Raw genomic sequence first — 13289 nt, forward strand, 5'->3', positions numbered from 1 at the left:
AAAGGGGCCCCGCGGCCCCTTTTACCTGTCTGCCCCTTGAGAGCGTGGGTCGATTACTTCTTGCGGCGCTTCGGCACCACCTTCACCTTGCCGCGCTTCTTGACCGCCTTGATCTTCCCCTTGCCGGCAGTCGCCTTGACGCTGGCACGGCTGGACGACGCCTTGTAGCGCGGTGCGCCGCTGGATGCCTTTGCCATGGAGACCGGCTCGTCGCCGGTGATGAAGCGGCGGATGTTCAGTGCATCCAGGATACGCGCCGACGAGGCGCTGGCGTTGAGCAGCACCATGGTGGCGTTCTTGCCGCCGGCCTTGATGTTCATGATCAGGCAGCGGCCCGCTTCCTGGATATAGCCGGTCTTCGACAGGCCGATGTCCCAGCCTTGCGCGCCGACAAGGCGGTTGGTGTTGCGGTATTCGACTTCACGGCCGTTGATGTTGATCAGTTCTTTCGACTCCGTGGACATGCGCGTGATCTCGGGATACTTGCTCGAGGCGGCTGCCATCTTGACCAGGTCGCCTGCGGTCGAGCGGTTGCGTGGCGACAGTCCGGTCGGCTCTTCGATCACGGTCTGCGTCATGCCCAGCGCCGCGATCTTCTGGCGCACCGCCAGCTTGAAGCCGGGCATACCGCCCGGATAGGTGCGCGCCAGCGCATGGGCCGCGCGGTTGTCCGAGGACATCAGGGCCAGTTGCAGCACGTCGCGGCGCGAAATCAGGGCGCCTACCGGCACGCGCGAGCTGCTGTGCTTGAAGGTATCGACGTCGCTGCGGTCGATCTCGATCAGCTCGTCCAGGTCCTGCCTGGCATCGAGCACGACCATCGCGGTCATCAGCTTGGTCAGCGAGGCGATCGGGGCGACGCGATCCGCATTCTTTTCCAGCAAAATCTTGCCGGTGTCATCTTCTACCACGAGCACCGATTGCGAGCCGAACGGCACGGCGAAAGCCGCAGCCGAAAACGACATCAATACGGTGGCGAACAATTTTTTTAACATTGTCGGGTTCAGGAATAGGTTGTGTTGACCGGGAGGCGCGGCCTTTGCTAGGCGCGCAGTCAACAAGCAATGAGTAATCTAGCCGTGGAGCAACTACAGCAATTGGAAGATAGCATCAAGCATGAGGCATGTCTATGGCACACAAGCAAAAATGACCTTGTGAACCGGAATTTAGTTGCAGTTTAACCCTCCAGTTAACACAGCGTCCATGACACAGACCAGAACCGCCACGTATTCCGGGCGGGTAAGCCTCTGCAAGGACGGATGCAGGAACGACAAAGCCCTGCGCGAGGCAGGGCTTCGGCACGATCCCGCAATGCGGGACGTGGTTGGCTTACTTCGGCTGGTAGATCTTGTCGAACTCGCCGCCGTCGTTGAAGTGGACTTCCTGGGCCTTGCGCCAGCCACCGAACAGCTCGTCCACGGTGAACAGCTGGATCGGCTTGTAGTTGGCTGCATACTTCTTCATCACTGCATCCGAACGCACACGCAGGTAGTGCTTGGCGCCGATTTCCTGTCCGGCCGGCGAGTACAGGAAGTTCAGGTAGGCCGTTGCTTCCTTGCGCTGGTTGCGGCGGTCGACCACCTTGTCGACCACGGCCACCGGCGACTCGGCCAGGATCGAGGTGCTCGGGTAGACCACCTCGAAGTTGTCGCCAAATTCCTTGCGCACCATGCTCACTTCGTTTTCGAAGGTCACCAGCACATCGCCGATCTGGCGCTGGGTGAAGGTGGTGGTCGCGGCGCGGCCGCCTGCATCGAGGATCGGCACGTTCTTGAAGATGCGGCCGACCAGGTCGCGCGCCTGCGCGTCGTTGCCGCCTTTCTTGAGCACCGAGCCCCAGGCCGCCAGGTAGGTATAACGGCCGTTGCCGGCGGTCTTCGGGTTCGGGATGATCACCTGCACGCCCGGGCGTGCCAGGTCTTCCCAGTTGGCGATCTTCTTCGGATTGCCCTTGCGCACCAGGTAGACCATGGTCGAGTAGTAGGGCGCCGCATTGTTCGGGAACTTCTTGGCCCAGTCCTTGACCACCAGGCCACGGTCGGCCAGCATGTCGATGTCGTTGGCCTGGTTCATGGTCACGACCGAGGCTTCCAGGCCGTCGGCGACCGCGCGCGCCTGCTTGCTCGAGCCGCCATGCGACTGCTTGATGGTAACAAGCTGGCCCGTCTGCTGCTTGTAGGCCGCGATGAAGGCCGGGTTGATGTCTTTGTACAGCTCGCGCGCCACGTCGTAGGAGACGTTCAGCAGCTCGGTCGTGGCGGCGCTGGCCGACAGCGGCAGCGCGGCGCCCAGCGACAGGGCGAGGATCAGGCGGCGGAGCGACGAAATGCGCGAGGAGGTCAGGGTCATATGGGCTGGTCTTTCAGAATCTTGTGGTGACAGGATGCATCATCCGCACATTCTTCAAAATACGGAACAATAGTTTTGTCATATGCTTAGTACTGCAGAGCAGGCCTTGCGCTGCCGCGGGGCGGATACGGATGACCGCAGCAAGGTCAGCGTCTTTCGGTGTATAGTCGTGCCCAGCCATTGCGCCACAAGCGCGGTCTGATCGTTTTTTATGCATAGTGATGTTTGATGTCCACGCGTTTTGACATTCGCAAGGCGGTACCCGGTGATGCTTCCGCCGCCTGCGCCCTGCTGCGCCGCTCGATCGAGATCGGTTGCAAGGCCGACCACCAGGACCAGCCGGCCGTGCTGGAAGCCTGGCTCGGCAACAAGACCGCAGCCAACGTCGCCACCTGGTTCTCCAACTCCAGCAACCACGCCCTGGTCGCCGAGCGGGTCGACGGCAACCGTGGCGAACTGCTGGGCCTGTGCCTGTTGACCCAAGCCGGCAAGCTTGCACTGTGCTATGTGTCGCCGGAAGCGCTGCGCAGCGGCGTCGGCCGCGCACTGATTGCCGCGGCCGAGGAACAGGCACGTGCCTGGAGCATCAAGAAACTGCACCTGCACAGCCCGGCGAGCGCCAGCGCCTTCTTCGAGGGCCAGGGCTATGTCAACGCCGGCAAGGACAAGTCCTGCTGGGGCCTCGAGTGCGACCTGCTGTGGAAGCAGCTCGATGCTGCCCGCGACGCCGGCGCCCGCAAACGCTTTTGCAACTGCAACGGCTGAGTACGCTGTGCAGGCTCGGTGCCTCCCACCCAATATCATTGCGCCTGGGCCCGGGCCGCGCGTGCCATCCGAGGCTTGCGCTCCCTGCAACAATCTTGACGAACTCTTCTTTTGTCCAGGGGAAGCTTGCGATATAGTAGGCGCCTCGATTCTGGCTGAGTTCGTTTGCTATGGCTTCACGTAGAAATTTCCTGCAACAAAGTGCCCGGCTGTGCGCCTTGGGCGCCCTCGGTTCCCCAATGCTTGCCCCGGGCACAGCCGTCGCCCAGGCCACCGACCTGGAACCGCCGCCCGACCTGTTCGACGCCCAGTTGCTCGACATCGATTTCTGGATCAAGCCGCGTACCCTGTCGCTGGTGCGCCCGCAGAGCGGTGAGCGCGCCAAGGTGCTGTACTGGAAGGATGGCGAAGTCATCGATTCCGCCTACCAGGAACTGTGCCATATCCTGCGCGACGTGAACGGCCGCGCGTCGATGCCGATCGACCCCAAGCTGTTCGAAATCCTGTGGGGCACCCAGGCCTTCATCGCCCGCTACGGCATGACCCAGCCGCTCGAGATCCTGTCCGGCTACCGTACCGAGGCATCGAACAAACGCCTGGTCGAGGAGGGCGTCCCGGCCGCGCGCAAGTCCCTGCACACGGTCGGCAAGGCGGCCGACATCCGCATCGCCAGCCTGAACGAGGAAGTGCTGGGAGGCCTGATCCGCAGCTTCCGCCAGGGCGGCGTCGGCTACTACTACCGTTCCGGCCCGAAAGGCGGCTGGATCCACGCCGATACCGGACTCAACCGCACCTGGAAGGGCTGATTCCGCCCTTTCCGCTACGCGCCTCGCGTGGCGCGTATCCGTGCGAACGCACCATCGAACTTCAGCTAATATGGGTCGTCATTGGCCAGGGCGGCCGCCCTGGTCTATCGGTGTCGCTTTTCCAAGGAGGCAATGATGGCAACGATGAACACTCCAACGATGGACCGCAGGACGATGGGCGAACGGCGCACTTCGATGCGTACGCATGGGCGTTCCGCCATGTCCGCACTCGACTACCTGGCGATGGCGCTCCTGATCATCGGCGGCCTGAACTGGGCGATGGTCGGCCTGTTCGACGTCGACATGGTCGCCACCATCTTCGGCCCGGGCAGCCCGGCGACCCGCATCGTCTACGTGGTCGTGGGCCTGGCGGCGCTGTACTCGATCTACACCACTGCCAAGATGGCAGGCAGCAAGCGTTCGACCTGAGCGGCATGCGCGTCGGGCTGATTTCCGACACGCACGGGTTGCTGCGCCCGGAGGCGCTCGACTTCCTCCGGGGCAGCGACCATATCATCCATGCCGGGGACATCACCGGTCCCGACATCCTTCCTCCGCTGGCGGCGATCGCGCCGCTGACCGTCGTGCGCGGCAACAACGACCGCGGCGCCTGGGCCCGCGACATCCCCGAGACCGCAGTCCTGCGGCTGGGACCTGTCGCGATCTACGTCATCCACGACCTCAAGGAATTGCCGCTCGATCCGGCGCGCGAGGGCGTGCGCGTCGTCGTCTCCGGCCATTCGCACAAGCCGGCGAGGAGCGAACGTGGCGGCGTGTTGTACGTGAACCCGGGCAGTGCGGGGCGCCGGCGTTTCACGCTGCCGATCTCGGTCGGCGAACTGCTGGTCGACGGCGACCGGGTCACGGCCCGCCTGGTGACGCTCGACGTGTAGTAAAAAACTCCCGGGCTGCGCCATGTGGCCCGGGAAAACCTCGCTTGAACCCCTTACTTCATCCTCATTTCATCGTGTAGCTCTGCCACGCAGTATCCACCGCGTAGTTCCGCGCCGTATCCCAGTAGGTGAAGTTGTAGCGCACCACGTCACCGATCTTCAGGCCGCCGGCGATGTAGGTGTTGGTGCTGCCGTCCAAGCGCATGCGCACGTTCTGCTGGGCGCCGTTGTTGACGGTGTAGTGGACGTCCGCCCAGCTGCCGGTATTGGTGTTGAACTGCAGCGTCGTGCTTGATGGCTGGTTGACCCAGGTCGGGCCGGTCGGCGTGGTCGGGGGCGGGGTGGTGGTCCCCGCATCCCAGACGATGTCGTCGATCGCGAACTGGAAGCTCGAGGCCGGCAAGCGATTCGAATCGCTCGATATCATGAACATGTCGAGCAGCGACTGCGCCGCCACCTTGCTGCCCAGCAGGGTCGACACCGGAATCGATGCCTGGGCCCACTCGCCATTGCGCACCAGCCCGTGGGTCGTGGTGTTGGCCGGGAAGTTGACCCAGTTCTGGTTGGTGTAGGTGTCGCCCACGCCGATGTTGAAGGAGACATTGGCCGGGATCTTGATGCGGAAGCGCAGCGTTCCGTTGCGATAGTTCGACAGGTCGCGTGCCTGGCGCGCCTGCACGCCGCCGCCGAACCACTGTCCCGGCGCCGTGTAGTTCCAGGCGATCACGTTGCTGCCCTCGTATGGCGCGGTATTGCCGGCGCCTGTCGAGGCGCCGTTCCACAGGAAGATGTCGGAGCTGGTGCCGGCCACCAGCTTGCTGTTCACTGCCGTACTGTCGGTGAAGACGCCGAACTTGCCGGCCACCTCCGGCACGGTCTGGTTCCCGAGCTTGACCTGGCCCTTGCCGTCCATCTGGTAGACGCGCACATAGTCGACGTACATGGTGCCCGGCAGCGGAGCCGTGACCTGGCCGGGGTGGGCAGCATCGGTGAAGTTGCCGCCGACGGCGAGGTTCAACAGCAGGTAGAAGGGCGCCTGCAGGGCGGTCGAGTTGACCGGCAGCGGCGCGTCGTACATGTTGCGCTCGACACCATTGTCGACGGTCGTGAAGCGCATCTGGCTCTCGTCCCAGTACAGGCGGTAGGTGACGAAGCGGTTCGCCAGCGAGGTGCTCGGGATGTACCAGTTCCTGGTCTGCCACGCGGTCGAGGCGGCGCAGCTTTCGTTGCCCGGCACGCAGGCGGCCTGCTGGTAGGTGATGACGTTCGAGCCGGTGAAGTGGTTGGCGGAAGGCGCACCCGAGGCGGCGCGGCTTGATGCCTTGTGGCCCATCTCCATGATGTCGATTTCACCGTTGCGCGGCCAGGTCTGCGGACTCACGCCCAGCATCCAGGCGGCGGGCCACAGGCCGGTGGCGACGTTCGGCGTGGCCATGCGCACTTCGATCATACCGTACTGGACCTGCACCTTGCCCTTGGTGTCGACCTTTCCGGAGGTGAAGACCTTGCTGCCCACGGTCTGCGATCGCGCCCGGATCGCCAGCGCACGGGTGCCGGACTCGAAGGGCACGTTGACGATCGAGAGGTTGTTGGGGCTATAGTACTGCAGCTCGGCATTGCCGTAGCCGCACAGGTTGATCTGGCAGCCGTTACCGTCCGAAGCGGTCCACACGCCCGTGTTCAGGCTGGTGCCGTTGAGCGGGCCTTGATCTTTCGCAAACCCCTGCGACGCGCTCGTCTGGGCGATAATGCGGCGAACCGAGGAGCCCCATGCCAGCACAGTCCGACGCATCGATCATCGATTCCTGGTCGCGCAACGCCGATCCCTGGACCGCCGCCGTGCGGGGCGGCGAGATCGCATCGCGCGTCTTGGTGACGAACGCCGCGATCGTGGAGGCAGTCAGGGCGTACGCGCCGCGCACCGGCCTCGACCTCGGTTGCGGAGAAGGCTGGCTGGTGCGCGCCCTCCCCGAGGTATCGATGGTCGGCGTCGACGCGGTCGCCGGCCTGGTCGAGCGGGCGAGGGCGGCCGGTGGCGGCGAGTTCCGGCAGCTGAGCTACGAAGAGGTCGCCGCCGGCGCCCTGCAGCTGGCCGTGGACGTGGCAGTCTGCAACTTCTCCCTGATCGGCGACGAGGCCGTGCGCGGCCTGTTCCGCGCCGCGCCGACCTACCTGCGGCCGGGCGGGCACCTGGTCGTGCAGACCGTCCACCCGCTGATGGCATGCGGTGACGCACCCTATTCCGACGGCTGGCGCGACGGCAGCTGGGCCGGCTTCAGCAGCGCCTTCGCCGATGCCGCGCCCTGGTACTTCCGTACGGTCTCGAGTTGGCTGGCCCTGTTCGAAGAGCACGGCCTGCGCGTGGTCGAGATGCGCGAGCCGCTCCACCCCCGCAGCGGCAAGCCTGCCTCGCTGATCCTGGCCGGCCGGCGGGATGAAGGCAGGCAGGCAGGAATCCCGTAAAATGCGGGCTCGTTCCGCTTTTGCCTGCATTACATGAACCTGCCACCCGATACGCCGCAGCCGCGCTTCCGCCCCCGTCCCTGGACCGCCCTGGAAACCCCGCAGGACGTCGAACTCTGGATCGACGAGCACAACCGCGCCCTGCAGGAACTGGTGAAGCCGACCGAAAGCGGCGTCGGCATCTGCTTCACGCTGGCCGAAGGCGGCGACGTCTATATGCAGACCACCGGCGATGCCGTGATCCTCGACGTCGAAGCGGAGGCCGACTGGATCGCACCCTTGATCGTGGCCGCCACCGGCGCCGAGCCGCCGCGCGGCCAGGTCTGGGTACTCCCGGACGACAAACTGGTGCAGCTGATCCTCGGCCTCTCCACGCTGGTCGCCAGCACCACCCTCGTGGTCGGCCATCCCTTCGGATCGCGCGGCCGCAGGTTCTGAGGACCGACCGGCCCCACAATGCTTCCCGCCGGCACAGCTTTGGGGTAAAGTCGGCGGATTATAAAGTCAGCTCAACCTGGACGGAGACGATTTGATGGGCAAGCATTCGCATTTCGTGGCACGCCGTGCCGTACTCGGCCTGGCGCTCGTGGCGTCGCTGTCGGCCCTCGCGCCGGCCCACGCCGCCGACCTGCTCACGGAGACGAAGGCGCGCGGCACCCTGCGCATCGCCATGGAAGGCACCTACCCGCCCTTCAACTTCAAGGACCCGAAGACCGGACAGCTCTCCGGCTACGACGTCGACGTCGCGCGCCTGGTCGCGGGCAAGCTGGGCTTGAAACCGGAATTCGTCACCACCGAATGGGCCGCCATCCTGGCCGGCCTCGCGGCCGGCAAGTACGACGTCATCGTCAGCCAGGTGGGCATCACGGCCAAGCGCGAGCAGGCTTTCGATTTCTCGCGTCCGTATACCTACTCCTTTCCCCAGCTCATCGTGCGCAAGAATGACCGCGCCATCTATACCACCCTGAATGACCTCAAGGGCAAGAAGGTCGGGGTGGGGCAGGGCAGCGTGTTCGAGCAGCAGGTCAAGGCGGTCACGGGCGTCGAGGTGAAAAGCTATCCTGCTGCGCCGGAGAACCTGCAGGACCTGGCCTTCGGGCGTATCGACGCGGCGCTCAACGACAGCCTGATGGTGGCTTACCTGCTGAAGCATTCGCCGCTGCCGATCAAGGCCGGCGCCCGGGTCGGCGCGCCCGAGCGCATGGGCATCCCCTTCCGCAAGGGTAATCCCCAGTTCAAGGCCGCGGTGGACAAGATCCTGGCGGACGCTGCGGCCGACGGCACCCTGAAGGCGATGTCGCTCACCTGGTTCGGCACCGACGCCAGCCGCCCGGCCCAGTAAAGGCGTGCCCCTCGACATGGTGGACCTGATCGCGCTGCTGCGCGAAGCGGCGCCGACCCTGCTCACGGGTGCGAGTTACACCCTGTTGTTTGCAGTGGCATCGATGATGGGCGGGCTGGCGATCGGCGTGCCGGTGGCGCTGATGCGCATTGCGCCCTGGGCCGTCGTGCGCCTGCCGGCGAGCCTGTACGTGAGCCTCATGCGCGGCACGCCGCTCCTGGTGCAGATCTTCGTCATCTATTACGGCTTGCCGAGTGTCGGTATCGAATTCACGCCGGTGACGGCGGGCGTGCTGGCGCTGTCGCTGAACGCGGGTGCCTACCTGTCCGAGAGCCTGCGCGGGGCGATCCGCGCCGTCAGCGAAGGGCAGTGGCGCGCGAGCTTCAGCCTGGGACTGGGTTACTGGCAGACCCTGCACCATATCATCATGCCGCAAGCGCTGCGTATTGCTGTGCCCTCGATGAGCAACACGCTCATCAGCCTGATCAAGGATACTTCGCTGGTGTCGGTGATCACCATGACCGAGCTGATGCTGGCAACCAAGGAAGTGATCGCGGTGACCTTCCAGCCGCTGCCGCTGTACATCGCGGCGGCCTGCATCTACTGGGCATTGAGCCTGTTCTTCGAGGCGATCCAGCGCCGCGCGGAGCGGCGTCTGAACAGAGCACATGTGACGCGCTGAACGCGAGCAGCGCTTAGCGCTTGCCTTGCTGGCCGCCGCCCTCGTTGCCGCCGCCCTGGTCGTTTTGCTGGTTGAAGGCCTCGGCTGCCTGCTGGGCGCTTTCGTTCTGGTTCTGGCCGCTCAAGTCGTCCAGTGCCGGGGTGCCGCCGGAGGCGTGCTGGCCGCTTCCCTGCTGGCCGGACTGCTGGCTGCCGCCTCCCTCCGACTGCATGCTGCCCTGGTCGATGCTGCCCATCTGCTGTTGTCCCGCCTCCTGCTGGCCGGCCTGCTGTCCATCCTGGCCCTGCGCGACGTCCTGCTGCTGGCCGGATTGCTGGCTGCCCTGGTCGCCCGACTGCTGGCCCTGGCCATTGGTGGCCGCCAGGTCCTTCAGCGGATCATTGACGGTATTGTCCGGCGTGGATTGCTTCTGCTCGTTTTGTTGATTGCCACTCATGTTCGTCTCCTCGATGTGGGAAGTGAGAACATCATCTTAGTCTTCCTGGTGGTAGCCGCAAGCGGCATCCGTACGGTGCGGGCGCAGGAGCGGTCGGACGCGGTCGCCGTGCGGAAACACCAAGCAAAAGCAGGGCGCAAAGAAGACGCGCACCGCGGCAAGCCAGGCTCGCGTCGGTGCGCGTCGTGCGAGGTAAGGGACGCTGCTGCGCCCGGGTTGAACGATTGCGGTGTTACTGGCTTCCTTGTCCCGACTGCTTGTTACCTGCTTGCTGCTGGTCCTGCTGTTGTCCCGCCTGCTGGCTGCCGCCCTGAACCGATTGCTGGTTGCCCTGCAGTTGGTCGGACTGCATGCTGTCCTGCTGCTGCCCCGGATGCATGTTGCTCGACTGTTGCATGCCACCCTGGGCAATCTCGCCGCTCGCGGTGTTGATGGTGAGGTCGTCCACGTCATCGTCGTGGCGCGGCCCCTTGATACCATGTCCTTTGTTTTCACCCATGCCAAGCTCCTTGTGAGAGTGTCGATGGCTCGATGATAGACCTCTCGCAGGCAGGGACAATCGGAATCGGGAAGGGGCTGTCGTAGGACAGCCCGTACAAAGTCATCCGTAGAAAAGGGAAGGGGCTAGCGTGTGTCCTGCTGTTGCGACTGCTCGCCGGACTGTTGCGAGTCCTGGTTCCGGTCGGACTGCGGCTTGCCTGGCCGGCTGCGCTCCAGCCGTTCGCGCTGGCGGTCGACGTCGAAGTCGTCCAGTTGCACGTCGGTCAGGCTCCTCCCGGTAGGATTCGCGTCGTTCACCTTGTTGTCAGCCATGACAGCCTCCTTGCGTCAGATGTGGTGGAAGCCCCATCTTAGGCCGATTGTCCTGGGAGGGGCGCTCGGGCGCCCTGGCGTGCTTAACGGCTGTTCGGCGCGATGCCGAGCCCGCGGAGGAACTCGCGCGCCGCTTCGTAGGCCGCGACCTGCTGCTCGGCCGGGAAACCGCCATGTCCACCACCCTTCACGGTGTACAGCACGTTCTTCACGCCGGCCTTGTCGAGCGCCGTCTTGAGGCGCACGCCATGGGCGTACGGCACCAGCGGATCGGCGTCGCCATGGATCGTGAACACGGGTGGCCCGCCCGGGCGTACGTAGCTCAGTGGCGACAGCGCACGCGCCAGCTGCTCGCGCCCCTGCATGCTGCCGAACCAGGCCACCGCATAGGAGCGCACGTTCGGTCCCTGCAGCATCTCGGCGACGTCGGTGATCCCGAACCAGTTGACCACGGCGGCCACCTTCGGCGCCGGGTTCTGATACGGTCCAGCCCAGGTGACCCCATTCGCCGCACACTGGTTGGTGAAGGACGAATCCGATGGGATCATCGCCGTGGTGAGCGCCAGGTGGCCGCCCGCCGACTGCCCGGTGGTGACCACCTTCGCCAGGTCGAAGTTGTACTTCTTCGCATTGCGTCCCACCCACTGCAGCGCGCACAGCGTGTCCTCGACCGCGGCGGGGGCCGGCGCGGTATCGGCCAGCCGGTAGCTCACGTTCACCACCGCAAAGCCCATCTGCACCCAGGGCAGCGCCGCCATGGCGGAGCCTTCGCGGTTGCCGGCCACCCAGCCGCCGCCGTGGAAGCGCAGCACCACCGGCTGCGGCGGACCGCTGCGGTCGTCGGGGAGGAAGACGTCGAGCTTGAGCTCCTGCCCGCTCGCCTTCAGGTAGGTGACGTTGGCATCGATCCCGTGCAGATGATCGAGCATGACCGCCGTACGGAAGCCTTCGTCGCTAGCTGCGGCGGCGAACGGCACGGCGAGCGCACAGCCGAACAGGGCGGCGCGCAGACGCGAAGCCAGGTTTCGCATTCCGGCCCTCTTACATGTTCGGGTAGTTCGGGCCGCCGCCGCCTTCCGGCGTCACCCAGACGATGTTCTGGGTCGGATCCTTGATGTCGCAGGTCTTGCAGTGCACGCAGTTCTGCGCGTTGATCTGCAGGCGGTCCTTGCCGTCGTCGTTCTTGACGTACTCATACACGCCCGCCGGGCAGTAGCGCTGCTCGGGACCCGCGTACTTGGCCAGGTTGACGTCCACCGGGATGCTCGGGTTCTTCAGCGTCAGGTGGATCGGCTGGTCTTCGGCATGGTTGGTGTTCGAGATGAACACCGAGGACAGGCGATCGAAGGTCAGCTTGCCGTCCGGCTTCGGATACGCGATCGGCTGGAACTGCGAGGCAGGGCGCAACGCTTCGTGGTCGGCATGCTTGTGGTGCAGCGTCCAGGGCGCCTTGCCGCGGAAGACCATCTGGTCGATGCCGGTCATGATGGTGCCGATGTACAGACCCTTGCTCATCCATGGCTTGAAGTTGCGGGCGACGTGCAGCTCTTCGTGCAGCCAGGACTGTTCGAAAGCCGCAGGATAGGACACCAGTTCGTCGTGCTGGCGGCCTTCGCCGAGCGCGGCAAACGCGCTTTCCGCGGCCAGCATGCCGGTCTTGATCGCGGCATGGCTGCCCTTGATGCGGCTGGTGTTCAGGAAGCCGGCGTCGCAGCCGATCAGGGCGCCCCCCGGGAACACGGTCTTCGGCAGGGACTGCAGGCCGCCTGCGGTGATGGCGCGCGCGCCATACGAGATGCGCTTGCCGCCTTCGAAGAAGTGACGGATCGCCGGATGCGTTTTGTAGCGCTGGAATTCCTCGTAAGGCGACAGGTAGGGGTTCTGGTAGGCCAGGCCCACCACGAAGCCCACCGCCACCTGGTTGTTCTCCAGGTGGTACAGGAAGGAGCCGCCGTAGGTGCTGTTATCCAGCGGCCAGCCGGCGGTGTGGATCACCAGGCCCGGCTTGTGCTTGCTGGGATCGATCTCCCACAGTTCCTTGATGCCGATGCCGTAGGTCTGCGGGTCCTTGCCCTTGTTCAGGTCATATTTGGCCATCAGCTGCCTGCCGAGGTGGCCGCGCGAGCCTTCCGCGAACAGGGTGTACTTGGCGTGCAGCTCCATGCCCAGCTGGAAGTCCGACCCCGGCTCGCCGTCGCGCTTGACGCCCATGTTGCCGGTGGCGACACCCTTGACCGAGCCGTCGTCGTTGTACAGCACTTCGGCGGCCGGGAAGCCCGGGAAGATCTCGACGCCCAGGCTTTCCGCCTGCTGGCCCAGCCAGCGCACCACGTTGGCCAGCGAGATCACATAGTTGCCGTGGTTGGTCAGCATCTTCGGGACCATGAAGTTCGGGGTCCTGATCGCCTTGGCCTCGGTGAGGAACAGCACCTGGTCCTCGGTGACCGGGGTGTGCAGCGGCGCGCCTTTTTCCTTCCAGTCCGGGATCAGCTCGTTCAGGGCGATCGGGTCCATGACCGCGCCGGACAGGATGTGGGCCCCCAGCTCGCCGCCTTTCTCGAGCACGCAGACCGAGACCTCTTGTCCCTTTTCTGCCGCCAGCTGCTTGAGGCGGATCGCCGCCGACAGGCCCGCCGGGCCGCCGCCGACGATGACCACGTCGTACTCCATCGCTTCACGCGGTCCGTATTGTTCGAGGATGTTGGTTGGCTCAGTCATATGGTTATTTTAATAAGAATGA

General features: G+C 64.9%; 16 protein-coding genes. 8 read left to right on the top strand and 8 right to left on the bottom strand.

Features of this window, described 5'->3' with window-relative positions; translation table 11 throughout:
- Positions 1-53 precede the first annotated feature (53 nt).
- Positions 54-995, bottom strand: a complete 942-nt coding sequence (locus MA09_RS04870; protein WP_036245880.1) for a serine hydrolase — start codon at positions 993-995, stop codon at positions 54-56.
- Positions 996-1329: 334 nt separating this feature from the next.
- Positions 1330-2349 (bottom strand): sulfate ABC transporter substrate-binding protein, encoded by a 1020-nt coding sequence (locus MA09_RS04875; RefSeq protein WP_036245882.1) that lies wholly within the window; start codon positions 2347-2349, stop codon positions 1330-1332.
- Positions 2350-2577: 228 nt separating this feature from the next.
- Here MA09_RS04875 and MA09_RS04880 point away from each other — a divergent pair, with 228 nt between their 5' ends.
- From MA09_RS04880 to MA09_RS04895, 4 genes are all read left to right on the top strand, one after another.
- The gene (locus MA09_RS04880) at positions 2578-3114 is read left to right on the top strand and encodes a GNAT family N-acetyltransferase (RefSeq protein ID WP_036245883.1); all 537 of its coding nucleotides are present in this window, start codon (positions 2578-2580) and stop codon (positions 3112-3114) included.
- 170 nt (positions 3115-3284) lie between these two features.
- Positions 3285-3920: a DUF882 domain-containing protein gene (locus MA09_RS04885; RefSeq protein ID WP_036245885.1), complete on the top strand. Its 636-nt coding sequence runs from the start codon at positions 3285-3287 to the stop codon at positions 3918-3920.
- A gap of 144 nt (positions 3921-4064) precedes the next feature.
- Positions 4065-4349 (top strand): DUF378 domain-containing protein, encoded by a 285-nt coding sequence (locus MA09_RS04890; RefSeq protein ID WP_229440562.1) that lies wholly within the window; start codon positions 4065-4067, stop codon positions 4347-4349.
- Between the two features lie 5 nt (positions 4350-4354).
- Positions 4355-4813 (top strand): metallophosphoesterase family protein, encoded by a 459-nt coding sequence (locus tag MA09_RS04895; protein ID WP_036245887.1) that lies wholly within the window; start codon positions 4355-4357, stop codon positions 4811-4813.
- Positions 4814-4877: 64 nt separating this feature from the next.
- Here the strand turns inward: MA09_RS04895 and MA09_RS04900 are convergent, their stop codons facing one another.
- A complete protein-coding gene (locus MA09_RS04900; RefSeq protein ID WP_051933182.1) occupies positions 4878-6605 on the bottom strand; it encodes a glycoside hydrolase family 16 protein in 1728 nt (575 codons plus the stop codon).
- On the opposite strand from MA09_RS04900, the gene MA09_RS04905 reads away from it, so the two are divergent.
- The 4 genes from MA09_RS04905 (at position 6584) to MA09_RS04920 (ending at position 9300) form a co-directional block, all read left to right on the top strand.
- A complete protein-coding gene (locus MA09_RS04905; RefSeq protein WP_036246164.1) occupies positions 6584-7276 on the top strand; it encodes a bifunctional 2-polyprenyl-6-hydroxyphenol methylase/3-demethylubiquinol 3-O-methyltransferase UbiG in 693 nt (230 codons plus the stop codon). The two genes, MA09_RS04900 and MA09_RS04905, sit on opposite strands and share 22 nt — an antisense overlap.
- 33 nt (positions 7277-7309) lie before the next feature.
- A complete protein-coding gene (locus tag MA09_RS04910; protein ID WP_036245888.1) occupies positions 7310-7714 on the top strand; it encodes a hypothetical protein in 405 nt (134 codons plus the stop codon).
- A gap of 94 nt (positions 7715-7808) precedes the next feature.
- On the top strand, positions 7809-8618 hold the full coding sequence (locus MA09_RS04915) for a transporter substrate-binding domain-containing protein (RefSeq protein ID WP_036245889.1): 810 nt from the start codon (positions 7809-7811) through the stop codon (positions 8616-8618).
- A gap of 16 nt (positions 8619-8634) precedes the next feature.
- Positions 8635-9300: an amino acid ABC transporter permease gene (locus tag MA09_RS04920; protein ID WP_036245891.1), complete on the top strand. Its 666-nt coding sequence runs from the start codon at positions 8635-8637 to the stop codon at positions 9298-9300.
- 13 nt (positions 9301-9313) lie between these two features.
- Here the strand turns inward: MA09_RS04920 and MA09_RS04925 are convergent, their stop codons facing one another.
- The 5 genes from MA09_RS04925 to MA09_RS04945 form a co-directional block, all read right to left on the bottom strand.
- Positions 9314-9736, bottom strand: coding sequence for a hypothetical protein (locus tag MA09_RS04925; RefSeq protein WP_036245892.1), 423 nt, complete (start codon positions 9734-9736; stop codon positions 9314-9316).
- A gap of 232 nt (positions 9737-9968) precedes the next feature.
- Positions 9969-10235, bottom strand: coding sequence for a hypothetical protein (locus MA09_RS25010; protein ID WP_036245893.1), 267 nt, complete (start codon positions 10233-10235; stop codon positions 9969-9971).
- A 125-nt stretch (positions 10236-10360) separates the two neighbouring features.
- Positions 10361-10549, bottom strand: coding sequence for a hypothetical protein (locus MA09_RS04935; RefSeq protein WP_036245894.1), 189 nt, complete (start codon positions 10547-10549; stop codon positions 10361-10363).
- Positions 10550-10632: 83 nt separating this feature from the next.
- Positions 10633-11580 (bottom strand): alpha/beta hydrolase, encoded by a 948-nt coding sequence (locus MA09_RS04940; RefSeq protein WP_036245896.1) that lies wholly within the window; start codon positions 11578-11580, stop codon positions 10633-10635.
- Between the two features lie 10 nt (positions 11581-11590).
- Positions 11591-13267, bottom strand: a complete 1677-nt coding sequence (locus MA09_RS04945; protein WP_200883031.1) for an electron transfer flavoprotein-ubiquinone oxidoreductase — start codon at positions 13265-13267, stop codon at positions 11591-11593.
- Positions 13268-13289: the final 22 nt, after the last annotated feature.

The sequence above is a fragment of the Massilia sp. BSC265 genome (assembly GCF_000740675.1).
Lineage (GTDB): Bacteria > Pseudomonadota > Gammaproteobacteria > Burkholderiales > Burkholderiaceae_D > Telluria.

Excerpts from the sequence above, each read along its gene's own strand:
- MA09_RS04940 (WP_036245896.1), bottom strand. The coding sequence starts at position 11,580 with ATGCGAAACCTGGCTTCGCGTCTGCGCGCCGCCCTGTTCGGCTGTGCG.
- MA09_RS04875 (WP_036245882.1), bottom strand. The coding sequence starts at position 2,349 with ATGACCCTGACCTCCTCGCGCATTTCGTCGCTCCGCCGCCTGATCCTC.
- MA09_RS25010 (WP_036245893.1), bottom strand. The coding sequence starts at position 10,235 with ATGGGTGAAAACAAAGGACATGGTATCAAGGGGCCGCGCCACGACGAT.
- MA09_RS04870 (WP_036245880.1), bottom strand. The coding sequence starts at position 995 with ATGTTAAAAAAATTGTTCGCCACCGTATTGATGTCGTTTTCGGCTGCG.
- MA09_RS04895 (WP_036245887.1), top strand. The coding sequence starts at position 4,355 with ATGCGCGTCGGGCTGATTTCCGACACGCACGGGTTGCTGCGCCCGGAG.
- MA09_RS04920 (WP_036245891.1), top strand. The coding sequence starts at position 8,635 with ATGGTGGACCTGATCGCGCTGCTGCGCGAAGCGGCGCCGACCCTGCTC.
- MA09_RS04900 (WP_051933182.1), bottom strand. The coding sequence starts at position 6,605 with ATGCGTCGGACTGTGCTGGCATGGGGCTCCTCGGTTCGCCGCATTATC.
- MA09_RS04885 (WP_036245885.1), top strand. The coding sequence starts at position 3,285 with ATGGCTTCACGTAGAAATTTCCTGCAACAAAGTGCCCGGCTGTGCGCC.
- MA09_RS04905 (WP_036246164.1), top strand. The coding sequence starts at position 6,584 with ATGCCAGCACAGTCCGACGCATCGATCATCGATTCCTGGTCGCGCAAC.
- MA09_RS04910 (WP_036245888.1), top strand. The coding sequence starts at position 7,310 with ATGAACCTGCCACCCGATACGCCGCAGCCGCGCTTCCGCCCCCGTCCC.
- MA09_RS04925 (WP_036245892.1), bottom strand. The coding sequence starts at position 9,736 with ATGAGTGGCAATCAACAAAACGAGCAGAAGCAATCCACGCCGGACAAT.
- MA09_RS04915 (WP_036245889.1), top strand. The coding sequence starts at position 7,809 with ATGGGCAAGCATTCGCATTTCGTGGCACGCCGTGCCGTACTCGGCCTG.
- MA09_RS04945 (WP_200883031.1), bottom strand. The coding sequence starts at position 13,267 with ATGACTGAGCCAACCAACATCCTCGAACAATACGGACCGCGTGAAGCG.
- MA09_RS04935 (WP_036245894.1), bottom strand. The coding sequence starts at position 10,549 with ATGGCTGACAACAAGGTGAACGACGCGAATCCTACCGGGAGGAGCCTG.
- MA09_RS04880 (WP_036245883.1), top strand. The coding sequence starts at position 2,578 with ATGTCCACGCGTTTTGACATTCGCAAGGCGGTACCCGGTGATGCTTCC.
- MA09_RS04890 (WP_229440562.1), top strand. The coding sequence starts at position 4,065 with ATGAACACTCCAACGATGGACCGCAGGACGATGGGCGAACGGCGCACT.